At 42.4% G+C, this 24,404-nt stretch carries 22 protein-coding genes; all 22 read right to left on the reverse strand.

Annotated elements, in window-relative coordinates:
• Positions 1-307: 307 nt before the first annotated feature.
• Positions 308-853, reverse strand: coding sequence for a hypothetical protein (locus ESZ50_RS09650; RefSeq protein ID WP_148623432.1), 546 nt, complete (start codon positions 851-853; stop codon positions 308-310).
• 67 nt (positions 854-920) lie between these two features.
• A complete protein-coding gene (locus tag ESZ50_RS09655) occupies positions 921-1,880 on the reverse strand; it encodes a cation:proton antiporter (protein ID WP_148623434.1) in 960 nt (319 codons plus the stop codon).
• Between the two features lie 105 nt (positions 1,881-1,985).
• A complete protein-coding gene (locus tag ESZ50_RS09660; protein ID WP_148623436.1) occupies positions 1,986-2,165 on the reverse strand; it encodes a type II toxin-antitoxin system RelB/DinJ family antitoxin in 180 nt (59 codons plus the stop codon).
• Positions 2,166-2,318: 153 nt separating this feature from the next.
• Positions 2,319-4,544: a RelA/SpoT family protein gene (locus tag ESZ50_RS09665; RefSeq protein WP_148623438.1), complete on the reverse strand. Its 2,226-nt coding sequence runs from the start codon at positions 4,542-4,544 to the stop codon at positions 2,319-2,321.
• Positions 4,545-4,685: 141 nt separating this feature from the next.
• Complete coding sequence (locus ESZ50_RS09670; RefSeq protein ID WP_246111542.1) at positions 4,686-8,027, reverse strand: DNA polymerase III subunit alpha; 3,342 nt, start codon at positions 8,025-8,027, stop codon at positions 4,686-4,688.
• A 73-nt stretch (positions 8,028-8,100) separates the two neighbouring features.
• On the reverse strand, positions 8,101-8,289 hold the full coding sequence (locus ESZ50_RS09675) for a YjzD family protein (RefSeq protein ID WP_148623440.1): 189 nt from the start codon (positions 8,287-8,289) through the stop codon (positions 8,101-8,103).
• 75 nt (positions 8,290-8,364) lie between these two features.
• Positions 8,365-9,165, reverse strand: a complete 801-nt coding sequence (locus ESZ50_RS09680; protein ID WP_148623442.1) for an HAD-IIB family hydrolase — start codon at positions 9,163-9,165, stop codon at positions 8,365-8,367.
• 8 nt (positions 9,166-9,173) lie between these two features.
• Positions 9,174-9,671 (reverse strand): dihydrofolate reductase, encoded by a 498-nt coding sequence (locus tag ESZ50_RS09685; RefSeq protein ID WP_148623444.1) that lies wholly within the window; start codon positions 9,669-9,671, stop codon positions 9,174-9,176.
• A gap of 3 nt (positions 9,672-9,674) precedes the next feature.
• Positions 9,675-11,567, reverse strand: a complete 1,893-nt coding sequence (locus ESZ50_RS09690) for an ABC-F family ATP-binding cassette domain-containing protein (RefSeq protein ID WP_148623446.1) — start codon at positions 11,565-11,567, stop codon at positions 9,675-9,677.
• Between the two features lie 32 nt (positions 11,568-11,599).
• Positions 11,600-12,814 carry a CCA tRNA nucleotidyltransferase gene (locus ESZ50_RS09695; RefSeq protein WP_148623448.1) on the reverse strand — a complete coding sequence of 405 codons (1,215 nt, stop codon included), beginning with the start codon at positions 12,812-12,814 and terminating at the stop codon, positions 11,600-11,602.
• A 242-nt stretch (positions 12,815-13,056) separates the two neighbouring features.
• Positions 13,057-13,824 carry a pseudouridine synthase gene (locus ESZ50_RS09700; protein ID WP_148623450.1) on the reverse strand — a complete coding sequence of 256 codons (768 nt, stop codon included), beginning with the start codon at positions 13,822-13,824 and terminating at the stop codon, positions 13,057-13,059.
• Positions 13,825-13,941: 117 nt separating this feature from the next.
• The gene (scpB, locus tag ESZ50_RS09705) at positions 13,942-14,544 is read right to left on the reverse strand and encodes an SMC-Scp complex subunit ScpB (protein ID WP_148623452.1); all 603 of its coding nucleotides are present in this window, start codon (positions 14,542-14,544) and stop codon (positions 13,942-13,944) included.
• Positions 14,537-15,325 (reverse strand): segregation and condensation protein A, encoded by a 789-nt coding sequence (locus ESZ50_RS09710; protein ID WP_148623454.1) that lies wholly within the window; start codon positions 15,323-15,325, stop codon positions 14,537-14,539. The genes scpB and ESZ50_RS09710 overlap by 8 nt, the downstream gene beginning before the upstream one ends.
• A 2-nt stretch (positions 15,326-15,327) precedes the next feature.
• Positions 15,328-15,690 (reverse strand): reductase, encoded by a 363-nt coding sequence (locus tag ESZ50_RS09715; protein WP_148623456.1) that lies wholly within the window; start codon positions 15,688-15,690, stop codon positions 15,328-15,330.
• 15 nt (positions 15,691-15,705) lie between these two features.
• On the reverse strand, positions 15,706-16,611 hold the full coding sequence (gene xerD / locus ESZ50_RS09720; RefSeq protein WP_148623458.1) for a site-specific tyrosine recombinase XerD: 906 nt from the start codon (positions 16,609-16,611) through the stop codon (positions 15,706-15,708).
• Positions 16,612-16,619: 8 nt separating this feature from the next.
• Positions 16,620-17,486, reverse strand: a complete 867-nt coding sequence (locus ESZ50_RS09725) for a CvfB family protein (protein ID WP_148623460.1) — start codon at positions 17,484-17,486, stop codon at positions 16,620-16,622.
• 76 nt (positions 17,487-17,562) lie between these two features.
• Positions 17,563-18,243 (reverse strand): YjjG family noncanonical pyrimidine nucleotidase, encoded by a 681-nt coding sequence (locus ESZ50_RS09730; protein ID WP_148623622.1) that lies wholly within the window; start codon positions 18,241-18,243, stop codon positions 17,563-17,565.
• 196 nt (positions 18,244-18,439) lie between these two features.
• The gene (pgmB, locus tag ESZ50_RS09735) at positions 18,440-19,111 is read right to left on the reverse strand and encodes a beta-phosphoglucomutase (RefSeq protein WP_148623462.1); all 672 of its coding nucleotides are present in this window, start codon (positions 19,109-19,111) and stop codon (positions 18,440-18,442) included.
• Positions 19,112-19,117: 6 nt separating this feature from the next.
• Complete coding sequence (locus ESZ50_RS09740) at positions 19,118-21,466, reverse strand: glycoside hydrolase family 65 protein (RefSeq protein WP_148623464.1); 2,349 nt, start codon at positions 21,464-21,466, stop codon at positions 19,118-19,120.
• A 25-nt stretch (positions 21,467-21,491) separates the two neighbouring features.
• The gene (locus ESZ50_RS09745; protein WP_148623465.1) at positions 21,492-23,027 is read right to left on the reverse strand and encodes a PTS transporter subunit EIIC; all 1,536 of its coding nucleotides are present in this window, start codon (positions 23,025-23,027) and stop codon (positions 21,492-21,494) included.
• 16 nt (positions 23,028-23,043) lie between these two features.
• Positions 23,044-23,529: a PTS sugar transporter subunit IIA gene (locus ESZ50_RS09750; RefSeq protein WP_148623467.1), complete on the reverse strand. Its 486-nt coding sequence runs from the start codon at positions 23,527-23,529 to the stop codon at positions 23,044-23,046.
• Between the two features lie 12 nt (positions 23,530-23,541).
• The gene (treR, locus tag ESZ50_RS09755; protein WP_148623469.1) at positions 23,542-24,249 is read right to left on the reverse strand and encodes a trehalose operon repressor; all 708 of its coding nucleotides are present in this window, start codon (positions 24,247-24,249) and stop codon (positions 23,542-23,544) included.
• Positions 24,250-24,404 lie beyond the last annotated feature (155 nt).

Below are 24,404 nucleotides of genomic sequence, written 5' to 3' on the forward strand. Positions count from 1 at the left end.
GACTTCGCAAATGTTTTTGCACCAAGTAAACTTGATGACCCTACACATTTGTTACATCGAAACGTTATTCAGTTTTCAATGATCTACGTCGTTTGACGACTTGATATATACTACATGAATTAATTCATACTGTCAACAACTTAAGTTAACGGAATATTTCAAATATTCAAGTATTTTTTCATCGCTGAAACAACTTAATCTAAGTTACAGGAAGTTTACTATGTTGTCAATAGGATATCTTGCAAAACAGAGATTAATCATTCAAAACAAAAACTGCATATCCGAAGATATGCAGTTCAATTCAAATTTATTCGTGATCAACATCATAACGCGTCTTGCGGAAAGCCAACTTCTGTTGCTTACTAGGCTTTTCAATAAACGGGTAATAGGCCAATCGCCATTGATCAAAAGAACTTGCCATTGCGGCAATTTCATCTGGAATGTCCGTTCGCGGAATTCGCTCAATATCTGGATGCTGTGCCACATAAGCATCAATCCACGCACCGATTTTAGCGTGCGCCGCATCTTCTGCCTTAGTATCATACCAATTGATCGGCTCTACGATCACATTCTCATCAACATCGAACAAACCAGCCTGACCGACCACTCGAAAGGGACGCACCAAATTGCGCAAGGTAAATTGCCATTCAAAGCGGCCATCTGCCAACTCAACAACGTCTGTAAGCGCAACTACTGCACCGGCCATACGAGTTGGCAAACCGCTCTGTCTAATACCATTCGAAGCAACTAAGATATCACCCCGAAAGTCTGTGGCTTCTGTTTTAATGTCTGTAGTCTTTTGCCCAATCATGATATCTACAAGATACTGTGGGTCAACTGTGATTGTCTTCATGCTGCATCCCTTTTACACTGATTTTTTTTAATAATAGCATTATCCACTATTTAATCGCAAATATGTTTTAGCTGCCTTGTCTCTTAAATAATGGTCGCATAATTAGCGGTGCCAAAATCGTTGCAGCAATAATTACAATCACTAATTCACTAAAGACCACCTGATCAATTACACCAGCGGCCAATCCTAGCGAAGCGATAATTAACGCCATCTCACCACGTGAAATCATCCCTGCTCCCACAGCCAAGGAGAAATCCCATGACCCTCCAGTCAGCTTAGCACCAATCCCAGAACCGACCATCTTAGTAATTACTGCCAAAATAATCAAGGCAATGATCACCGACCACGACTGATTTAATTGATCCATTACAATCCGCAAACCAATCGATCCGAAAAAGAGCGGGTACAGTCCAAATTTACCAATGAAATCGGTCGCTTGGAGAATTTTGTTTCCTGGAAAGAAACGTTGGATCGCTACACCAATAAAGAAAACCAGCATTGGCAAAATAGATGTGATTCCTAGCCCGTTAGATCCAACAGCCAATGTATAGCCACTAACCATGACCAAAGCAATTACGTCATCTAAAATTGCCGCACCCAAAATTACCGCGCCCAGCTTTCCAGCCAATAATTTTTGTTCCGCTAGAACCGCAATGGTAATTGAAATTGAGGTTGCTGAGAAAACAATTCCCCATAGCACTGCTTCGTTGTTATCGTACCCCAAAGCCAACGCCGCCCCATAAAAAGCCATCAACGGGACAACCACACCAGCAATTGCAACGGCACTTGCCATCCGCCAATTTTTCATCAGGGTCTTTAGTTCAGTCTCTAACCCTGCATTAAACATTAGTAAGAGCACCCCAATTTCTGCCCAATATTCAATTAAATGGGTATATGTTAACCAACCTAGACCGGCTGGTCCTAGGATAACGCCTGCTAATAATTGCCCAACAACCGCAGCCAATCCGAGTTTTTTCCCAAGCGCTCCAAATAATAAGCTGCCAATAATTAAAATTATAATCGTCATCTGGCCTCCAAAATAAAACTACAAAAAATGGGCATACCCCCAAGGACTTGGTTCCCCAACCAAACTGTCTTGAAGCATATGCCCAACCGAATAAAATATTAAAATTTACTTACTGTTTTGATGACTAACAAACAAGTTATCAAATGGTGATTGACCTGTGTTTGCAACTTGTGTCAAGAAAATCTTGATTGCTGTTTGCGTAGTCAAACCTTGACTCTTGAAAATTTCATCTGCTTGATTCTTTACTGCATCTTCAACTCGAAGTTGAATTAGTTTCTCTGCCATATTAGACCCCTCTTGTATTCTAATTTATCTGGTCATTGAAATTATCTCAAAAAAAACAGAATTTGCCAAGTTAAATCTATTAATTTATAGCTAAAAAGCATTTGCAAAGCCCTGCAGCAAGCAGTTATTTGTATTATTTTCTTAAAATAGTATTTATTTGTATGTTCGCACTACTTCATACACATCTTTAACATTTTTAATACTATCAATAATATGTTCTAATTGTTCAAGATTTTTTACGCCAACCGTCATCGAGATGTGTACATTGCCATTATGATCAGTTCGACCATTTACCAAATTCAGTGCACGAGTCGAATTATTGACTGTTCTAATAATCTCATTCAGAATTTTATTACGATTTGTGGCATTAACAGCGAAGTCAGCGTCATATTCGGTCTTATTGTCGCCCGCTGGACTCTCCCAACCAACTTCAACGATCCGTTGTCCTTGATTTTCCGCAGCAAGCAGATTTGGGCAGCCCCGACGATGAACCGAAACACCACGCCCCTTCGTAACGTAACCCACAACATCATCACCAGGTACAGGAGTACAACACCGTCCTAAACGCACCAATACATTATCCACACCTTGAATAACAATTTTATCTGAGCCGGAACTTTTCTTCTTCTTTGTTTCAATGTCGAGCGTTTGATGTTCTTCTAGAACCGCACGCTGCTCTTCTTCAGCACGCTGCTCTTCAAGTGCTTGCCGCTGATCCTCAGAAACTTTGTTTCCAATCATTTGAACCGAAAAATCACCAAAACCAACCGATGCATATAAGTCATCTAAGGCAATAAAATGTGTTTTCTCAAGAATTCGAGCCTCGTGTTCTTCGGCGAATATTTCCTCTGGATCGTAGCCTGCGGCTGACAAATATTCGTTAAGTAATTTCTTACCCGCTTCAATATTTTCTTCTTTATCAAGTTTACGGAAATATTGTCGAATCTTATTTCGCGCACGTCGAGTAGAAACAATATTCAACCAATCTCGATTGGGCTTGGCCGATTGAGAAGTAATAATCTCAATAATATCACCCGTACGAATTTGATAATCCAAAGAAACAATCCGACCATTGGCTTTCGCCCCAGTTGTATGGCTCCCAACGTTCGTATGGATACTGTAAGCCATGTCCAGTGGGCCCGCACCCTTAGCAAGTTCGATCACGTCGCCCATTGGCGTAAAGGCGTACACTCGGTCGGTAAATAGATCACCTTTCACCGACTCCATAAAATCATCAGCATCCCGAGCATCATTTTGCAAATCAAGAATCCCTTGAATCACGTTTAATTTTTGTTGGTCTGCGTTTTGCACATCAGCACCAACAAAATTACCCTCTTTATATGCCCAATGCGCGGCCACACCAAATTCAGCCACCTCATGCATTGCATAAGTTCTGATTTGTACCTCCAAGGGCCGTCCACCTGGGCCAATTACCGAGGTATGAAGACTTTGATAGCCATTAGCTTTTGGTAACGCAATATAGTCCTTAAAACGACCGGGCATTGGTGTCCAATGCGCATGGATCGCCCCTAACACGGCATAAGTTTCAGGAATTGAATTAACCATTACTCGAATGGCCAATAGATCATAGATCTCGTCAAAGGCTTTCTTCTTATCAACCATTTTCCGATAAATCGAATAAATATGCTTAGGTCGACCATAGACTTCGGCGTGCTCGATATGCAATTCCGTAATCGCCTTTTGAATCTCTTCAACCGCTTGTTCAACAACATCAAGCCGTTCCTGCCGACGCATTTGCATGGACTTAGCAATTTCATGATAAGCTTCAGGATTTAAGTAGCGTAAAGCCGTGTCCTCAAGTTCCCATTTAATCGTCATAATTCCAAGGCGATCTGCTAGTGGCGCGTAGATTTCCAAAGTCTCTGATGCAATTCGCTTTTGCTTCTCAGGTGGCAAAGCCCCCAAAGTCCGCATATTATGCAGCCGATCCGCCAATTTAACAATAATCACTCGAATATCATGTGACATTGCTAGTAATAGTTTTCGGTGATTCTCTGCTAGCTGTTCCTTAGATGACTTGTACTTTATCTTTGAAAGCTTTGAAACACCATCAACAATCGCGGCGACATCCTTACCAAATAAAGTCTCTATATCACCTAAAGTTGCCTTAGTATCCTCGACAACATCATGCAAATATCCTGAAATAACCGTGTCAGGGTCCATGTGTAGCTCAGCCAAGATCCCGGCAACTTGAATCGGGTGAATTATATATGGTTCTCCTGATTTACGCTGTTGCCCTTGATGTAAGAGTGACGCAAATTCAAAAGCCTGATCAACTATCGCAACGTGTTCTTCATTCATATAATCAGCAACCAAGTCATGTACATCGGTTGCAGTCAAAATTTTAACTTCTGCCATCGTTTTCCTCTTCTTAAATCAAAACCGATTGGGATTCAAACCCGCAGTTTCCATTTATTCTTCATATACAACGTAGCTATTTACCTAGTATAACGTATTTAGACGTGCCAGCGTTCCCTAACAGCTCAACGATTGAAAGCTTTATACCTTCCGCGCCTGATAGGCAACGTTATGCTCACCAAACACTGCTTCCAAGGCTCGTTTTGTCTCTTGATCATCGTTTAGCCGATATTGATCCTCTAACAGAAACTTTTTACCAGCCAATTCATCAACCACTAGCACTGAATTATTACCGGTATGTTCTTTGACAATCTCCATCAACCGTTGCTCCTGTGCAAGATCTGTTAATTTCAAGAACCAACGCCCCGTTTCAGGTTTTGATTGAATTAGATCGCTCACTTTCACAATTCGATTTGCAACAATCTGAATGCCATCACGGCCCAACTGAGGCTCAACCTTTCCTTGCACAACGATTATGTGATCGTTTTTCAACAACCATCCAACTTGCTTATACAAATTTGGAAAGACCGTCACCGATATCTTGCCACTTAAATCCATACCGTCTACGAAAGCCATTTGTTCTGCTTTTTTGGTCCGAATTTCCTTGACACCTTGAATGTAAATCACCAAATTTACTTGGTTCATCCCGACTACCAGATTATTAATATCAGTCCGAACAAAATTGTCTGGTAATTGTTGGTAGGTACTTTCTAGCGGGTGTCCACTCACATACATTCCTAAAACATTATATTCATCCGCCAATTTCTCAGCTAACGGATATTCCTCGATTGTTCGCATCATCGGTGCCAACTGCTCGAATAGATTCATTGATTCACCGGCTAGTCCGACTGCCTCAATGAAACCATTCAATGAAGCATAAACAGAACGACGGTTAGGTCCAAATCGATCTAGAGCCCCTGCAAAAACAAGTGGCTCTAATAATTCAAATTTTCGGAACTTGTTATCAATCCGACCAATGAAATTAGTCATATCCTTAAAAGGTCCATTCAGGCGACGTTCTTCAAGAATATTCGTCCTCAAATCTGAACGTAGCCCCGCAATTGATCCCAAACCAACTTGCAAACTGCCTTGCGTCACACTGAAGCCTTGCCATGATCGATTAATATCGGGGGCAAGGACATCAACACCTGCCGCTCGTGCTTCGGCCAAATAGATTTGAGCCTTATGCTTGTCAGACCAGCTTTTATTCAAAACAGCCTTATAAAAGGCACTGGGATAGTGCGCCTTTAAATACGCTAGCTGAACCGCCAATTTGGCATAAGCAACTGCATGCGATCGATTAAAGCCGTACTGCGCGAAAGTTTCAATGTAGCCATACACTTCTGTCGCAACCGTCGCTGAATGTCCTAGGGCTTCTGCTCCCGCCAAGAATTGTGTTTTAAGCTTAGCAAGCTTAGTACCATCTTTCTTCGACATTGCACGCCGTAATAGATCTGCATCTGCCAAACTAAAATCAGCAAACCGTTCAGCCACTCGCATTACTTGTTCTTGGTAAACAATGATTCCGTACGTTGCATTTAGAATATCACGCAAATTTTCATCAGGGACCGTTTGGGGCTCCTGTCCATGCTTTCTGGCAATAAAATGTCCAATATTCTGACTAGGTCCCGGTCTGAACAACGCATTGGCCGCCACAATATCCTCAAATCGATCTGGTTGCAATTGTTTCAGCATTTGTTTCATCCCAGCCGACTCAAACTGAAAGATTCCATCCGTCTCCGCCTTTTGAAAAACTGCCATTGTGGCCGGATCATCCAAATCAATTCGATTAATATCGAAATTCTCCGCTCGATCACGATTAACTTCATCTAGGGCGATTTCTAATACCGTTAGATTTGATAGCCCCAAAAAGTCAATTTTCAAAAGTCCTAATGCTTCCACCGGCTCTTTGGTTAATTGCGTTACCAAGCGCTTTTCTTCACTCAACTCAACTGGTACAGTTTCTTCCAGCGGATGCGCTGATAATACAACCCCCGCCGCGTGCAATGATTTATTTCGTGGTAGGCCAGTCAGTTTCTTAGCCGTCTGTACAAATAAATCAGCATCAATCGGCAAGTCTAACAGGGTGTTTTGTAGTTTTTGATTCTGCGCAAACGCCTCTTCCAAACTCAAATCATTTGGAACCGCACGGGCAAGACCGTCAATTTGACTAGGTGTAAGCCCAAATACTCGTGCGACATCACGCACTACCGCCTTTGTTCCGAGCGTTGAAAACGTAATAATCTGTGCAAATCGGTCATGACCATACTTATCATGCAGATAATCTAGAATATCCTCTCTGCGATTATCGGGGACATCAATATCAATATCTGGCATCTGCGCTCGATCAGGATTTAAAAAACGTTCAAACAGTAAATCATATTTTAGTGGATCGACATCCGTAATCCACAAAGCATAAGCTACCAACGACCCGGCCGCCGAACCACGTCCGGCACCAGTCCGAATGTTTTCACGATGTGCAAAATTCAGTGCATCCCAAACAATTAGAAAATAATCTGCAAATCCCATAGCTGCAATTGCTGTCAATTCCTCTTCCAAACGAAGCTGATATTGTTCTGAATCAACTCCGTCAAGTAATTGTAGTCGAGCAGCCAGTCCATTTTTAGCCAATTCATGCAAATATTCGACACTGCTCTGCTGACGAGGCGTTACGAAGGCGGGTAACGTTACCGCTGTTTTGGAGATTTCAAAATGACTCTGGCTTGCTAGCCAATCTGCATTTTCAGTCGCTTCACTTAAATTTAGATCGCGATAGGCAGCTTCAACTTGCCCAGCCTCACGTAAAAATTCATCAGCATTACTACGTTGCGTTTCACCGACATTTGTAATCGTTTGACCTTGCTTCAGATATTGCAAAACGGTTGTTGAGAACGCATCTGTTGGCTCAAGATAGCTAACTGGATCTGTTGCAACTAACCGGATTTCAGCCTGATTGGCCAGATTCTGTACTGTCCTAAGATATTGCTCAGCCATTGTCAGTGTCACACCCAACAACACGTGTCCCAAATCCATATACTGTGGCAAAACATCCAACAGAGCTCGCGCCTGCTCTGGCTCGATACTCAACAAATAATGGAATTCACTCATCGCCGGGAAAATGATGAACAGCCCCGGTAGAAATGGTGTTAGATCAGTTAAGTTGAGTGTTTCTGTATGCGTTTGTAGATACGATGACAATTTCAAAAGGTTTTTATAGCCCGTCTGGTTTTCAACAATTACTAGCAAAGGGAAACTCTGACCAGACTGTAGAATTCCTGTGATATTAAGCGTTAAACCTAAAAGCGGTTGAATTTCATTTTGCTGCGCCGCACGATAAAAGCTATCCATTCCATAGAGAATTTTCTCATCAGTCAACGCCACTGCTTTATAGCCTTTATCTTTTGCTCCGCGAACCAGGTCAGTTGGCATCATGGGGCTTTGTAACAAAGAGTATGCTGTTTTTGTATGTAAAGGAACCATCATGCCGCCTCCATTCGCCTTAATAACTTTATTATACAGAAAAAGAGCTAAGTTTCCTCAGCTCTTCTCTCAAAGACTAATCTTGCTTTGGGTTACTTGCAGATTCTGAAATTTTGGCAACCACTACGGCACCAATTGTTCCTACAATGGTGGCCCAAATTGCTACTGGACCTGGTTGAAATGTAACCATTTCTAATGAAGATCCGATGTAGCCAAGAACCTCACCCAAAATAAATGCCCAAAAAATTAGGGTTACATACTTCATATCAGTTACCTCTTAGCCATCTGGCAAAATTTTATTAAGTTTATTCTACGCTCATCAGTAACAAATGTCGAATAATTATTTCGCTAGTAAGCTGGCCATTAACTCTAATACTCCGTCATGATTGTTATCAGTCTCAACTTGGTTAAAACCATATGCTAACAATCGTTTGTCTGAGCGGGGCATGATAAATCCTTGATCAACGAATTTCAACATTTCTAAGTCGTTCATCCCGTCGCCAACAGCCATCGTCTCCCCAGCCGCCACTGGTAACTCAGCAAGTAACTTACTTAAGGTGGCCGCCTTATTAACACCAGCAGGTAGAATATCAACCGCCCCATAGCCAGACGTTGTCGCAAATAGTGGTAAATCGGATTGATTGACCGCCGCAATAATTGCCTCGGCCCCTTCAGTCGACCAGCGACCAGTAATTGTCGTCATTGGTTCATCAATATCCGCAAGGTCTGCAACATAGACTACTTCATAGACCGTTTTAGCAAAGGCAAAATTTGTCGCGTCCATCTGCTTATAATCTTGATGAAAGTACATTTTCTGTGCTGTAAACCCATGCAACTCAAGTGGTTTAGCATCATTCTGATCAATCAGTCCTTGTAAATCAGCATATACAGCCGGATCAATCAAAGTCCGCCGGAGCTCTTGTCCGGGCATCTGCAACACAGCCCCATTGCTTGCGATCACATAAATATTGGGTAGCAATTCACCAAACCAATTTTCAATCCAATTTAGTTCACGCCCGGATGCAACCACAAAATGGTGTCCGGCCGCTTGCCACTGTGCTAAAAGTGAAGCAAAGCGCGCTTTATCAAAAGTCTTATCATCTCTTAAAAATGTTCCATCTAAATCAGTTGCTAATAGCATAATCGCTCCTATCTCCGCTGATAGCGCACGACCCGATAAGCGTAATCATTTTGCTCATCAGCTGGTCCCGCTAAAACACTCTCTGCACTCCAAGCACTTTCATTAATTGTTGCCATACTGACATCACCGTCAATTTCCGCCTCCAAATAAGTTATCAAAAGTTCATCTGCCAGCTTGATACTTGCCTCATAAATTGCCTTGCCACCAATGATTACTAGATCATTCGCTGTTCTTTTGGCAAAATCAATCGCATCATCAATTCTGGCAACCTTTTGGAAGCCTGCTGGTAGATCCGTTTGTGCACGATGCGTCAAAACTAGATTAACACGGTTCGGCAAAGGTCGCCCGTTTAAACTTTCCATCGTTTTACGCCCCATTAAAACAACTTTGCCGGTAGTTTCGCTTCTAAAAAGCTGCATATCAGCTCTTTGATGCCAAGGAATCATTCCACCTCTACCGATGGTCCCGTTTCTGCTCTGCGCCCAAATAAGTTTAATTTGCGTCATTCGCTAACCCTCAACAATCTCTGACAGGTATTCCCAGCGCTCCATCTTTGCTTCCAAGGCTGCATTAGCCTCATCAAGCTGTTTTTGCAAATCACTTAACTTACCAAAATCGGCACCATTTTCAATCATCGCCGCTTCGATCGGTGGGATTGTCCCTTCAAGAGTCGCAATATCATCTTCAATGGTGGCCCATTCTTTTTGCTCAGCCCAAGTCAATTTTTTCTTTTTATCAGCGGTCTGATTATCCGCTGAAGGTTTGTTTGTCTTAACAGCCGCACTCTTGTCCTCAGTCCGTTGTTCGATCTCACGCGCCAAATAATCGGTGAAACGTCCCTGCGCCCGTTCAATTTTACCTTGACCAGCAAAAATAATTAGTTGATCAGCCACTTTATCCAGGAAGTATCGATCATGCGACACCGTAATTACAGTTCCGTTGAAATTTGCCAAATATTCCTCAAGAATTGTCAAAGTTGCAATATCTAAGTCATTTGTCGGCTCATCGAGCAAGAGAACGTTCGGCTGTTGAATCAATAATTTTAGCAAATACAAGCGCCGTTTCTCACCACCGGATAGTTGACGGATTAAAGTTCCGTGCATAAATGGTGGAAAGAGGAACTGCTCCAACAGTTCAGCTGCCGAAATCTTATTTCCATCCCGATCAATCACTTCTTCAGCGACTTCACTTAGATATGCGATGACGCGCTTATCTTCTGGAATTGGCTCAGTCACTTGCGCATAATAGGCCAACTTTACCGTTTCACCAATTTCGATTTCACCCTGATCAAGTTTCTGAATTCCCGCAATCGCATTTAATAGTGTTGATTTACCCGTTCCATTAGCTCCGGTAATCCCAATCCGCTCATGCCCTTGAATTAATTGATTGAAGTCTTTTAAAATCACCCGTCCATCAAATGCCAAACTGGCATCCTGAATATTGATAACCTTCTTACCCAAGCGCGATTGGCCTAGATTAACTGCAATTTCACCATCTTCTTGACGGGTACCCTGTTGATCTGCCAATTCATAAAAATTATTTTCACGTGCCTTTTGCTTCGTCGAACGCGCCTTTGCGCCCGTTTTCATCCAAGCTAACTCTTTTTGATATAACTGCGCTGATTTATGTTCAGCAATTTTTTCAGCAGCTACACGCTCGGCTTTTGCCGAAACATAGACTTCATAATTTCCCTGATAGATAAATAATTTACCAAAGGATAGTTCAAAGATACGATTCGTAACGCGATCCAAGAAGTACCGATCATGCGTAACCGTCATTACTGCACCCTTGTAATCAGCCAAATACTTTTCTAACCAAGCAATTGAATCAAAATCCAAATGGTTGGTTGGCTCATCCAATAGCAACAAGTCCGGCGCCTGAATCAAAACTTGCGCCAAGCCAACTCGCTTTCGTTGACCACCTGATAGGGCCGCCACTGGTAAATCTAAATCAGGAAGATGTAATTGCGTCAAAATTGATTTCACTTCTGACTCGGCTGTCCAAGCCTCTTCTTGATTCATTCGTTGTTCCAATTTTGTATAACGGTTGAGAATTTTTTCATCATTCGGATCCGCCGCATAACGAGTCAACGCATCCTCATAATCCCGAATTAATTGAAAAACAGGTTGCGCACCAGCAAAGATGGCCTCCATAACTTTCATTTCACCATTCAAGGCTGGCTCTTGTTGTAAATATCCAATCGTATAATCGTTCGGTGTTTCAATTTGCCCGCCCTCAGCAGGATTGCTACCAGCAATCGCATTTAAAAGCGTTGTCTTTCCCGTACCATTAACGCCCACAATTCCAACTCGATCGCCAGTTTCAATCAAGAAGGACACTTGATCAAGGAGCACTTTTTCGCCGTAAGTACTTTTTAGGTCTGTTGCCCGTAATTGCTTCATAATCTTTTATCTGCCTCAATCTTTAATTAACTCTATTTTTTTGTCACGATCAATTTCTGAGCTGCTTCAATCAAGACAGCTCGCTCATTCTTTAATTGCCCACCAACAACCTGCATCTCTAATTGTTGCAAAAGCTTACCAAAGACTGGTCCAGGTTTTAGTCCTAGCTCACTTGCTAGGATGCCACCGTTGATTGCCAATTCTTGCTTATTCTTAATTGTCAGGTTTGCATAGCGTGTTCTTAATGCAGTATCATCAACCATTAATTCTGATAGTGCCAAAGTCTCTAACGTTGGCTCAATTGCATCCCCAACCTCATAAAGATCCCAATCACTAACTTCCCCTAGGCGTAATTCATTTAATAAATGAATCCCCTTGCGAACTTGCTTGATCAAATCATTGCTGTGTTTCCACAAACGCAAAAAGCCATTCGTATCCGTCGCCGTCAGCCCCAGCTCAAAGACTAGAAACATCCAAGCAACCGTCTCATTTGAGATTTGCTCACCTTTTAAGAGGTCAGCAAGTCCAACAATATCGATATCCGTATCTTGCAGGCCAGGCAAATAATTATGCATTCCCACTCGAATCATTTCTAGTGCTGCATACCAAACCGCACTCCCCAACATCATTTTTGTGAATTCAACATTGATTCGTTCGATTGCAATGTTTTTCAGAAGAGCGACATTTTCTTGAATTGCTTGCAGCGTTGCTGGCTCAATCTCAAATGATAATTGACTACTAAAGCGCAGTGCCCGCATCATGCGGAGTGCATCCTCATGAAAACGTTCTTCAGGTGAACCAACCGCCCGTAAAGTTTTATTTTTAAGGTCGGTTAATCCATCAAATAAATCAATGATCTCGCCGTCCGCTTTAAGAGCAAAAGCATTTATCGTAAAGTCACGACGTTGTAAATCCTCGGCCAACGAACGTACAAAGGTTACCTCATCTGGTCGCCGAAAATCCGTGTAAGTTGACTCAGTTCTAAATGTGGTTGTCTCATAACCTTGTCCGTGATCCAAAATCATCACCGTTCCATGTTGAATACCGGTGTCAATTGTTCGATCAAAGATTGCCTTGATTTCTTCTGGAAAGGCTGATGTTGCAATATCAACATCATGAATCGGCTTTCCTAGGAGCGTATCGCGCACAGACCCACCAACAAAATATGCCTCATAACCAGCTTGCTCAATCTTTTCCAAAATTGGCAAGGCTGCTGTAAACTCACTTGGTAATTGTTGTAAGTTCATCGTACCGTCCTCCTGTAGTATCGTTTCTTTATATGTATTGTGCCACTAATCGTCAGATTTTCCTAACCCACCAGACCATGTCCTGTATTATTCGATAACCATGCAAAGTCCTATCTAAATTCTAGCATAATCACCACCATTTCTAATGGGTAGCTGTGTTCTAATTCCGCCAATAATTACAATTAAAAAGCTGACCATGTCTAAATATTGCTTCAGACACACTCAGCTAATTATTTTTTAAATTATAATCTACCAGCTGAACGACGATATTGTCGACCAGCCTTTAAGATTTCAACCTCTTCGTAACGTAATGGCCGATATTCACCTGCCTGCAGACCTGTCAAATCAAGCATTCCATAGCGCTCACGGGTCAATTTAATCACATCATGACCAACAGTCCGCAACATCTCCTTGACTTGATGATAACGTCCTTCATGAATCGTTAATCGAACCATGGCTGTCTTCTTGGCCATATCAGTACCAATAATTTCAGCTTTTGCTGGAGCCGCCTTAAATCGCATGAACCGATTTCCTTGCTTGGTCTTAACTTCAACCCCCAAACGTAAGGCCTTCAATTCATCATTGGTCGGAATTCCTTTAACCTTTGCAACATAGACCTTATCAATCTTATATGAAGGGTGCATCAGCTTATTAGCCAGTTCACCATCATTGGTCATTAATAAAACCCCAGTTGTATCATAATCAAGGCGTCCAACTGGGTAAAGTCGCTGAGGCTCATCCATAATATCCATAACAGTCTGGCGGCCCTTGTCATCTGAGGTTGTTGTGACAACTCCGCGTGGCTTATTTAGCAAGAAGTAAACCGCTTTTTCTTTACTATCAATTGGTGTACCGTTAACCTCAACATGATCATTCACTGAGACTTTGGTTCCCAATGTCCGGATTGTCTCACCATTCACCGTAACCTTGCCGTCCAAAATCAATTGTTCAGAAGCCCGTCGTGAAGCAACCCCCGCCTGTGCCATTACCTTTTGTAACCGTTCAGCCATTTTGCATTCTCCTTATGCAACCCCGTCGTTTCAAACAACGATGGTTATTTAATTCATTAACCACTTTTATTTACTAAGAACCAGCATACCATAAATTTATTATTCACCAAGGTAAATTTAAATTGACGTGTCTAGATCAAAACTAGATGTCCCCGCATCTTCCATCAGCGGAACTGCTAAATCTTTCTGCGACTTTAGGCTTTCTAATAATTCAGCATCCACCAGTGGTGGTAATTCCTTCAAATTTGGCAAACCAAAATAATTCAAAAAATATTCCGTCGTCTCATACAAATTTGGCCGACCTGGCTCCGTTGAGCGACGTTTACTTTCGATTAAATTACGTAGAACCAATTTTTGCAACGTTCCTTGCGATTGAACGCCACGAATTTCATCAACTTCGACCCGCGTAATTGGTTGACGATACGCAACAATTGCTAGTACCTCAAGCGAGGCTTGCGATAAGGCGGTCGTCAATGGTGCTGTGAAATATTCATGAATCACAGCCGCCAACTCTGTTTTAGTAACCAGTTGGTAATTATCCTCAGTCTGCATCAAGGCGAGTGCTGAACTGTCATCATCCTGATAACGTTGAGCCAACTCACCTAACAAAGATAAAATTGCTGGCCGTTCAAAGCCCGTCACCGCTGCAATTTCTGTAGTTGAAATACCTTCTTCACCAGCCACAAACAGCAGCCCTTCAATTTGTTGCATACTATTCATCTAATTGTTCTTCCTCACTCTCACCTATAAAAGGTGTGTCGCCGATTCGTAATGTAATTGCGCCATAAGCGGCCGTCTGCTCGATCACTACATGCTGGTGACGTACTAAGTCCAACACCGCTAAAAACGTTGTGACAAGTAAGTCATTGGTCAAATCATCATCAAACAGCTCTGTAAATTCTAACTTAGCTGCAGCTTGAAGCTTTTGCACTACCGCCGTCATCTGTTTCCGAATTGACCAAGTCTCATTTGCCATTGTTCGTGGTTGAACCTGCTTTTGTGCTCTTTTCTGAACCATCTTTGAAAATGCGGTTTGTAAATCAGCAATTTCAAGTCCCTCAGGCAAAGGCAAGCCATCAATATCATCTGGGATTGGCAAGGGGCTTCGTGAAAATTGCAATTGACGGGCATCCTCGCGTTCCCGTAATTCGTCAGCCGCGACTTGATAACGCTGGTATTCTAACAATTGCTGCATCAAGGCTTCTCTAGGATCTTCTTCGTAAGTTAGTTCTGCTAATTCGCCATCAGGATCAAATTCTAGTTCCGGCTTAGGGAGGAGATAGCGCGCCTTGATACTCATCAAAGTGGCCGCCATTACGAGAAATTCTCCCGCAATATCCAAATCATTTTGCTCGGCCGCGTGCAGAAAATTCAAATACTGTTCTGTAATACTTACAATTGGGATATCCAAAATATCCATCTCATTGATTTTAATCAGATGTAAAAGTAGATCAAGTGGCCCTTCAAAATCCGCCAAATGATATGTAATCGTCTCTGCCATACTTATTTATCCCGCCAAGTGTTGAGGATTGGTTGAGTAATGATCGTGCCTGTAATTCCCTCGTCTGGAAATCGTAATGTTAGTTCGTGTAGGATGGTCTGACCAAGATATTGTTTCTCAGCCTCACTTAGCCCAGGACTAAAAACAATCCGTCGGACCAAGACCGTTCCATATAACGGCTCAATTCCAATACAAACAGGGTAGCGATCACTGTCCACCTCACGCCAAAGTAATAATTCACGATGTTCGTCATGATCGTACCATTCGATTTCTTGTTGAATAGCTGTCAAATCAGTCAGATCATTTGCGTACGATAACATGCCCATCAATATTTTCGATTGCTCTTTTTTTGCCACGACAAACATTAGCTTCCCCCCTCACTAATTCTTTTGTGCCCTCGGATGACTACGTTCATAAACCTCAGCCAAACGCTTATTTGAAATATGCGTATAAATCTGGGTTGTCGAGATATCAGCGTGCCCCAATAACTCTTGTACAATCCGCAAATCTGCACCATTCTCTAAAATATGGGTCGCAAAACTATGGCGTAACGTATGTGGTGAAACATCTTTTGTAATTCCAACTGCCGCAACCAATTGCTTAATAATCTTCCAGACCCCTTGTCGAGTTAGTTGATGACCGTGGTCATTCAAAAAAACAACTTTTGGATCTTGTTCTCGACCAAGTAAAGGACGGACATCGTTCAAATACCGTTGCAACCACATTGCCGCGGTATCACCAATTGGAATAATCCGTTCTTTATCGCCTTTACCCACGGTTTGAATTAACCCTAAATCCAGATGTAAATTATCAAACGTTAGATTTACCAGCTCAGAGACCCGCATACCGGTCGCATACATAACTTCCAACATCGTCCGCGTTCTAACCCCAAGATTTGTTGTCAAATCAGGTGCCTCTAGCAACATTTCAACTTCTTCAATTGATAGTACAGCCGGCAGATATTGCCCCTTTTTCGGCGGATCAACTTGTAACATTGGATCAACCGCCACTAACTGATTACGATGTGCAAATTGAAAAAACTTTCGCAACGAAGTCACCATTCGGATGACCGTATTTCGGGCCTTACCCGCTTTTTCTAAATCACCCAAAAAAGCCAAAATTACAAAACGGTCCACCTGATCCAAACTCGTGATTTCTTGAGCTCGTAGATATTTGAAGAAGGCCGTTAAATCAAGCTGATATGAACTTCGTGTATTTTGTGACAAGCCGCGCTCTACCGTCACATACTGCAGGTAATCTTGTAGATAAGTTTCAAAATCTGTCATTTAGCAGCCTACCCTTCGGTCTTCAAATGTAAACCTTCCAAGTCTTGAGTAATTTTACCAGCCTTCATCAAATTACCAACTGCGCGCTTAAACTGTCCCTTAGACATACTGAAATAACGCTTGATCGCAACCGGATCACTTTTATCAGTGAATGGCAATGTACGATCACTTGATCGCTCAAGCAGCGTCAAAATCATCTGAGCATCCTCACCAATTGCTTCATAAGCACGTGGCTTCAACGACAGATTCAAAATGCCATCAGGTCGCATTCCAATCACGCGTGCCTGAACAACTTCACCCATGCGTGGTTCACGAATTCGTTCATCTGGATGAATAAATCCAAAATTAAAATCAGGTGTGATTACATAACTTCCCACCATCTTCAAACGGAATACAGTTGCCTGAACATTTTTATTCTTCAAGTCACCTTTTGCTGGAATTCGAACTGCCTGCAACATCTCCATTGAAATTAGTTCACCCCACAAACGGTCTTTATTGTCGACACGTAAAGTAATCATTAGCTGATCACCCCGTTGCGGCCAAAGTTCTTTGATTGTAGGCAATTCGTCAATTGAAACGACTACATCTTTATTAGGTAGCCCAATATCAACAAAGACACCGAGATCCCGTCGAATATCTGTAACAGTCCCCCAGGCATAATGCCCCAAGCGTACCGCTGGAATATTTTTTGTAATTTGAAGTTGATGTTGATTATTTTCATAGGCAAAACCACTAACCAATCCACCGATGGTCAGTGGATCTGTTAGTTCTTGCTTATCAACTTGATATGTCAACCCATCAACTTGGGCAAAGTAATAGTGGTCATTTTCATCAGTGACCTTCGCTGCGATAATATCGCCAATTTTCATTGTCATAATTTTTCTCCGTTATTCGTCAGCTTCCATCTTACCATGAATTGCCCGAAGCCACACGCTAGCCCTGCTGATCCACCTAGGCCAAAATCGCCTGCAAATCCCTTAGCTGATGCACCTCATGTGTTGGTATGAATTCAGTTTGATTCGCCTCATTGCGCAAATTGACCCAAATGCGATCCAAACCAAAGTTTTGGGCTCCTTGAATATCTGCCGTTAAGCCATCCCCAATCATAACCGTTTTCGAACTTTGCATGCCACGCTCATGATCAAAGATATGTTGGAAGAATTCGGCAGCTGGTTTTGAGTGTCCAATCTCCTCTGAGGTATACACCGCATCAAAATAAATTCCTAACCCTGAATGACTAAGGCGTGCTTCTTGAGTTGCCTTAACTCCATTAGTACCAGCTAGAATCGTATAGTTCTGATCCACAAGCGCCCTTAGAATGGTATCGGCCTCCGGAACCTTTGCATAATTGGTATCTAGATAATGTCGATATTCCATCTCTAGTGTATGGCCGTCGACTGCCTGACCAAACTCCGCAAACAATTTTGCAAAGCGACCATCCAGCAATTTCGTTCGATCTGCACCTTGCTCAACTTGCCGCCATAGTTCATGGTTAATCACATGGTATCGTTCCAAGGCTGAGGCCAAGTCACTAATTCCGTGCCCCGTCAAAACCATATCAAGTCCCAACTTTTCACCCGCCTTAAAATCAAGCAATGTGTCATCTAAATCAAAAATCAAGTGCTTATACATAGCCGCCCCCCCATTTTTACTCATTATCTACTATCATAACAAAAATCTTCAGTACAATAACACGTCCGGCTCACCAAAGGAATTAATTTCAACATAAAAACAGTCCAAGAAGAATCCAATGTGATTTCCTGAGTAGTCAATATTAATTACTCAGACTCGACATTTTATTATCTTAGACTGTTCAAATTTTTGTTTACTAATCCAATGTTGCTTTAATTCGCGCTAACGTAACATCAGCAGTTGTTGCAAAATTAAGATCTGCTTCGTGGAGTACCTTTGAATCACCAATTCCAATCGAAAGCTCACCCGCGGCATTGATTGACTTAATTCCTGCGGCTGAATCTTCTAAACCGATCACCTTTTCCGGTGCCAATTCAATTGCTGCAGCGGCGGCGATAAAGATTGCCGGATCCGGCTTTCCCGCTGACAAGGATGCTGGATCAACAATTGCATCAAAATACTTCTGCATACCCAAGCGCTCCACAATGAAAGGCGCATTCTTTGAAGCCGATGCAATACTCATCTTATATCCGGCCGTTTGTAGGCTTTCCAAAAAATCAAGCATCCCGGGTAATGCATCTGCTGGCGTCAAAGTTGCAATTAAATTGCGATAATTATCATTTTTCTTCGTGGCCAACGCATCTCGAGCAGCCGCATCATATTTTTCGGCAACATTTCCGTGCTCTAAAATCAGCTTTAATGACCCCATCCGGTCAATTCCTTTTAGTGCTTCTGCCAATTCATCGTCCCAAACTGTACCGACCTCATCAGCGATTTGATGCCATGCGATCGCATGAAAACGTGCAGTGTCCGCAAGTACACCGTCCATGTCAAAAGCAAAACCTTCTATATCTTCAAACGCAACCATAAAATGCTACCCCTTTGTGATTAATTCAGTTTGATTAGCTAGTAACATATAATCATGTCCAAAGACATTAACCGTGATTGGATGATCAGCAGTAATCGTGACCGTTTCTGCCGTCAATTCTAACTCCAGCCAGATTCCTCGATACTGCTGATGGAAACTTAACATCCGCCAAGATTCTGGTAATCTAGGCGCAATCATAACTTTCCCGTCGCGTAGACTTACGCCACCAAATTCGTTCTGCACGACCTCTAAGGTCTCACCCATCACACCGATATGCACACCTTCGGCAGTAGTACCACCTTGGATATCATAATAGTCAGAACCAATGGCAGTTGTCAGATACTCCAAGGCCTCTGTTTGATTATCTAAACTCACATCAATTCCAGCAAAAACAGGACGTGACGTTGTTGAACCGTGGACTGTTCGTTCCAAATAATATGTTTTGTTAATTGACAACCAGTCATTAGGTAATTCATATCCAAGCTGCTTTACCAACTGAGCCATCTTATCTGCTCCCAGATTATAAATCGTCATTAATACATCAGCTTGTTTTGCAACTTGATAATCATCTGGTGACAATCCTTCGGCCTTTAGCAAACGGTCAATCCGATGGATATCGCCGTATTTCTCTGTGTACTCAGCAAAATCGACGGCCTTCAAATCAAAATATCCTGCATACTGGGCGATCACGCCTTGCTCATTAATCACTAGGGCCAACTTTTCAGCAACTTGCTCGGCCAATTTTAATAACTCCGAATCAAAATCACTTTTTTCAGCGATTGTGTCAAAGTTAACCGTCGACCGGTGTTGTAGCTCTAATAACCAATTCAGTGACCAAGTAACCATTAGGTTAGTGTAGGCATTGTCTGTAATGCCACCTTCATCAGCCTCTGGATAACCTTCGTGATACTCATCCGGGCCCATCACCCCAGCAATATGGTAACGACCGTCATCTCCTAATTCAGCTTTATTTAACCAAAACTTACTTGTCTCAAATAATATCTCTAGTCCACCTTGATTTAAGAAATCGTCGTCACCAGTTAATTGCGTGTAAACCCACATGTTATAAACAATTGCTAAAGAAATATGGCGTTGCCGTCGTGAATTATCAGGCTCCCATTCATTATTCACTGTATTCAAGTGAATATATTGCGCCTGCTCATCACCCAGCTGGCCCGACTGCCAAGGGAACATCGCTCCCTTTTCACCATCCACGAGTGCGTTCTTTTTAGCTGCTGCTAGACGATTGATTCGATACTGCAACAAATCACGAGCTGTTGCTGGATCATTTGCTGCATAGTATGGAATTACAAATAATTCATCCCAGAAAATATGCCCTCGATATCCTTCACCAGTTAATCCGCGTGATCCAACAGAGACATCCAAATCCTTATTCGCATTATGCTGTGCCGCTTGTCGAATATGGAAAATATTCATCCGAATCATTCGTTGCATATCAGGATTATCGCTATCTAAACTAATATCTCCCTTTTGCCAAACCTGCTCCCAATAAGCCAGATTATTTTTCTGGATATCATCAAAGGAACTAGTGGCCAAGTCATTAGTAACTTGTTCCCGCGGCACCTTGATCTCCAAAGAAGTCGCAATTGAGATGACTTTGGTTATCTTTACTGGCCGTCCAACTGACAATTTGAAATTTTCACGTGCCATTTGGAGCGCAGGATTCTCACTCTTAACTAATTCGAATGCCCCAGTTGGCCCGTATGTTTTAGCCCCAACTACAAAATCAATTGCCGTTGTCCTAGTTTGTCCAAACATCAATTCGTTTTCAATTTTCTTGATTTCAAACTCTGATGACTCAAAGGCACGATAGCGTTCAACATTCTGATTCAACAAACTGCCATCAATCAAACTCTCAATAGTCATTTCACCGTCAAAATCGGCTGTTATCGTCAAAGCAATCCCAAAACGATGATACTCAAGCGGATCAACTACTTTTTTACTATCAATGGTTAATTTACCCTGAGCTACCTTAACTAAGAAATGTTCCGTTAATTCGCCTGTTTTAAAATCAAGCTGAGCTTTACGATCCACAATCGTTTCAGCATTAAAGATAACGGCTTGATCTGCCACATAGATGTTAAACAATTGTGGATTAGGCATATTCACCATATCTTCATTGACAACATCGCGTCCTGCGACAGCCGTATTTGTCTGATTGAATACCCCGGCGACGTACAGCCCTGGATAATGATCCTCATCAAATTTAGTGAAGACAGTCGCACCACGCCAACCAATGTAGCCATTGCCCAAGGTCAATAATGACTCCTGTCCATAAGCTCTTTTACCGCTTGCTAAACCGTTGTAAGTTAAAGTCCATGCTTCATCAACCATAATTCACCTATAACTCGCTTCCTGATTACTTAACCGCGTCTTTAAAGACATTCTTTTTCTCAACACCATCAGTTGCCACGTCGGTATCCTTGTAGCCGAAGAAATACACCCCGACAAAGGCCACAACCATTGTTACAATCGTTGCAATCCAGAAGATCATAAAGTTATTTGGATTGTCCTTTGGTGAAGCAAAGTTAGGGAATCCAATCAATGATCCTGCGAAACCATACATATGCAAATGCATGAATCCAGCCACACCTGCTCCAACGGCTGCCCCAATTGATGACATGATAAATACTCGACCGTACTTCAAGTTAATTCCATACATCGCAGGCTCGGTGACTCCCGCAAAAGCTGAAAGTGCACCAGAACCAGCCAGACCCTTCAAAGCTGTCTTACGCGTCTTGAAGAACACTGCCAAAGCACCAGTTCCTTGTGCCAACATCGTGAAGGAAACAATCATATTGATATTTGATTGTCCAGTTTGAGCAATTTGTTGAGTTAGAATTGGAATAACCATCCAATGCAAACCAAAGATCACCAAAACCTGATACAAACCGCCAATAATAAAGCTGGCAATTCCTAAGTTCAAATTCAACAAAGCTGTAATAACGGCTGCAATTCCTGAAGAAATCACTGAGATTACAGGTCCAACAGCGATCAATACAATTGATCCAACCACAAATAGAGTAATCATTGGTTGGAAGATTGGCCGTAATGCTAATGGCAAGTGCTCTTTCAACCAGTTGCCAATTGGACGTGCCAACCATGCCGCAAAGATAATTGGGAAGATTGTGTAAGCATATGATGGAATGTTGATTGGCAGTCCCAGATAGGTCGCATTTAGCGGAACATTGAACAAATGTCCAACCAAAGCGGGTGTTACAATCTTGCCGTTCACGATATGCGCAGTCGTTAAGTTTTGAATTGCAGGGTGAATCATTAATCCACCAATCGCTGCAACCACGTATGGATCCGACTTCAACTGCTTAGCGGCTGAGAAGCCAACCAACACAGGCAAGAAGTAGAATGGCGCCATTGCCATTGATGACAAGATTGCGTACGTATCTGAAGCTGGATTGATCCAGTGTAACAATGTTGGATCCGACAACAAGGTTAAGAGTCCGTTGATCATACCTCCTGCCGCTAGCAAGCCAATAATCGGAATCATTGAGCCTGTGATCGTACCAACTAACCCTTGAAAGGCTCGTACCAGAATATTTTTCTGTGGCCCGTTTCCATTACTTTGGCCACCAGTTGCCGCCATTGCAGCATCGGTTGCATCATCATCCGTTACCTGACTCCCTAACTGATCAACCACTTCGTCATAAACATCGGCAACTGCTTGACCAATTACAACTTGGTATTGTCCAAGACTCTCGTTATAAACAGAACCCGCAACGCCGTCTAAGCTTTGAATTGCCTGTGTATCAGCCTTATCCTTGTCTTTCAAATAAAAACGTAAACGTGTCACACAGTGGATTACCTTATCAACATTTTCCTCGCCACCAACACCATTAATAATTTCAGATGCTAAGCCCGTGTAATCTTTCTTTGCCATTTCCTTTTCTCCTACCCTACTTTGCAGTTGCTTGACCAACCACAGCGCCACCATAGACTTCACCTACTGTCACATTCAGCTGATCAAGCCGATCGGCAGTATTTGTAATTAATACCATTGTTGTTTTAGGCAGCCCAGCCTTTTCAACTTGGTCCCAATCTGCGGCTCCGAGTGTCTGTCCGCCTTCAACAAGTTCACCTTCAGTCACCTTAATCGTAAATGGTGCTCCATTTAAGGAAACTGTATCAATCCCCATGTGTAGCAAGACTTCTAAGCCGTCAAATCTTGTAATTCCAATCGCATGCCCTTGTAGCATCGTAATTCGGCCTGCAACCGGTGCAACGATTTCTTGAGCACTAGGTTCAACGGCAAAACCATCACCCATCATTTTGCCAGCAAAGACGGGATCTGATACTGCGCTTAGCTCAATAACATTTCCTGTCACTGGTGAATATAGAGCTTCATCTTCTGCTGGTGTTGCTTTCTTTCCAAAACCAAACATTTATTCTCTCCTCTACTTACGACGGCGGGCAAACTCAATACTTGTAAAGCGGTCTGCACGATGCCGCGACTCCGTGAATGATAACAACCGATTATCAGTTAGGTGGGTTTCACTGCGGATAACTACCATTGGAATATCTTCTGAGATCTGCAATAATCGCCGATCTTCAGCTGACGCCGTTTCAATCGTAATATGCTTAACCGCATAGTCGATCTGCAAACCTAACTGATTCTCAAAATAATTAAATAATGAATCCTGCGCTGCTGATTTTGGGACAGTTTCAACAACTTCAGGATTGATGTAGTCATAGTCCAATACCATCGGATCGCCATCGACATTTCGCCGTCGGACCACTTGAATACTCAAACCAGATGCAGCCTTCTCAAATTGCAATTCCTGCGGAATCATAACTTGTTCTTGGATCCGCAAAACATCGTTTGTTGACTCCAAATGCATCTCTTCTACTAACTCTCGGTAGCTCTCGATCATTGATACCGGAAAAGCAAAATGCTTTCGGTCAAGTACGAGGGTCCCTTTACCCTTTAAGCGTTGAACATAACCGTCTTCAGCTAACGCCCCAACTGCCTTACGAACAGTTTCGCGTGAAACCTGATAGCGCATGACAAACTTCGTGTCACTTGGTAAGTAATCACCCGGCTGATATTTCCCAGTCCTTAAATCTGATAACACATCTTGATAAATCCTTTGGTATTTATCCATTTCCGAGTCTCCTTCCTAAATGACAGTATTATTGTATATCAACATTGTAAGCGATTTCAACGCCTTGGCTGTGGGCTTTAACTGATTTGACTAGGCAGGTTCACTGGAAACCTTGATCTATCAATAATCATTAACTAGACAACTTTCCAAGTTAA

The organism is Weissella muntiaci (assembly GCF_008107635.1).
GTDB classification, from domain to species: Bacteria; Bacillota; Bacilli; order Lactobacillales; family Lactobacillaceae; genus Weissella; species Weissella muntiaci.

Coding starts and splice junctions, on each gene's coding strand:
- ESZ50_RS09665 (WP_148623438.1), bottom strand. CDS start 4,544: ATGGCAGAAGTTAAAATTTTGACTGCAACCGATGTACATGACTTGGTT.
- ESZ50_RS09695 (WP_148623448.1), bottom strand. CDS start 12,814: ATGAACTTACAACAATTACCAAGTGAGTTTACAGCAGCCTTGCCAATT.
- ESZ50_RS09715 (WP_148623456.1), bottom strand. CDS start 15,690: ATGTTTGTCGTGGCAAAAAAAGAGCAATCGAAAATATTGATGGGCATG.
- ESZ50_RS09660 (WP_148623436.1), bottom strand. CDS start 2,165: ATGGCAGAGAAACTAATTCAACTTCGAGTTGAAGATGCAGTAAAGAAT.
- treR (WP_148623469.1), bottom strand. CDS start 24,249: ATGGATAAATACCAAAGGATTTATCAAGATGTGTTATCAGATTTAAGG.
- ESZ50_RS09685 (WP_148623444.1), bottom strand. CDS start 9,671: ATGACGCAAATTAAACTTATTTGGGCGCAGAGCAGAAACGGGACCATC.
- ESZ50_RS09725 (WP_148623460.1), bottom strand. CDS start 17,486: ATGACAATGAAAATTGGCGATATTATCGCAGCGAAGGTCACTGATGAA.
- ESZ50_RS09655 (WP_148623434.1), bottom strand. CDS start 1,880: ATGACGATTATAATTTTAATTATTGGCAGCTTATTATTTGGAGCGCTT.
- ESZ50_RS09690 (WP_148623446.1), bottom strand. CDS start 11,567: ATGAAGCAATTACGGGCAACAGACCTAAAAAGTACTTACGGCGAAAAA.
- ESZ50_RS09745 (WP_148623465.1), bottom strand. CDS start 23,027: ATGGCAAAGAAAGATTACACGGGCTTAGCATCTGAAATTATTAATGGT.
- ESZ50_RS09750 (WP_148623467.1), bottom strand. CDS start 23,529: ATGTTTGGTTTTGGAAAGAAAGCAACACCAGCAGAAGATGAAGCTCTA.
- scpB (WP_148623452.1), bottom strand. CDS start 14,544: ATGAATAGTATGCAACAAATTGAAGGGCTGCTGTTTGTGGCTGGTGAA.
- ESZ50_RS09675 (WP_148623440.1), bottom strand. CDS start 8,289: ATGAAGTATGTAACCCTAATTTTTTGGGCATTTATTTTGGGTGAGGTT.
- pgmB (WP_148623462.1), bottom strand. CDS start 19,111: ATGGTTGCGTTTGAAGATATAGAAGGTTTTGCTTTTGACATGGACGGT.
- ESZ50_RS09710 (WP_148623454.1), bottom strand. CDS start 15,325: ATGGCAGAGACGATTACATATCATTTGGCGGATTTTGAAGGGCCACTT.
- ESZ50_RS09740 (WP_148623464.1), bottom strand. CDS start 21,466: ATGGTTGATGAAGCATGGACTTTAACTTACAACGGTTTAGCAAGCGGT.
- ESZ50_RS09680 (WP_148623442.1), bottom strand. CDS start 9,165: ATGCTATTAGCAACTGATTTAGATGGAACATTTTTAAGAGATGATAAG.
- xerD (WP_148623458.1), bottom strand. CDS start 16,611: ATGACAGATTTTGAAACTTATCTACAAGATTACCTGCAGTATGTGACG.
- ESZ50_RS09730 (WP_148623622.1), bottom strand. CDS start 18,243: ATGTATAAGCACTTGATTTTTGATTTAGATGACACATTGCTTGATTTT.
- ESZ50_RS09700 (WP_148623450.1), bottom strand. CDS start 13,824: ATGGCTGAACGGTTACAAAAGGTAATGGCACAGGCGGGGGTTGCTTCA.
- ESZ50_RS09650 (WP_148623432.1), bottom strand. CDS start 853: ATGAAGACAATCACAGTTGACCCACAGTATCTTGTAGATATCATGATT.
- ESZ50_RS09670 (WP_246111542.1), bottom strand. CDS start 8,027: ATGATGGTTCCTTTACATACAAAAACAGCATACTCTTTGTTACAAAGC.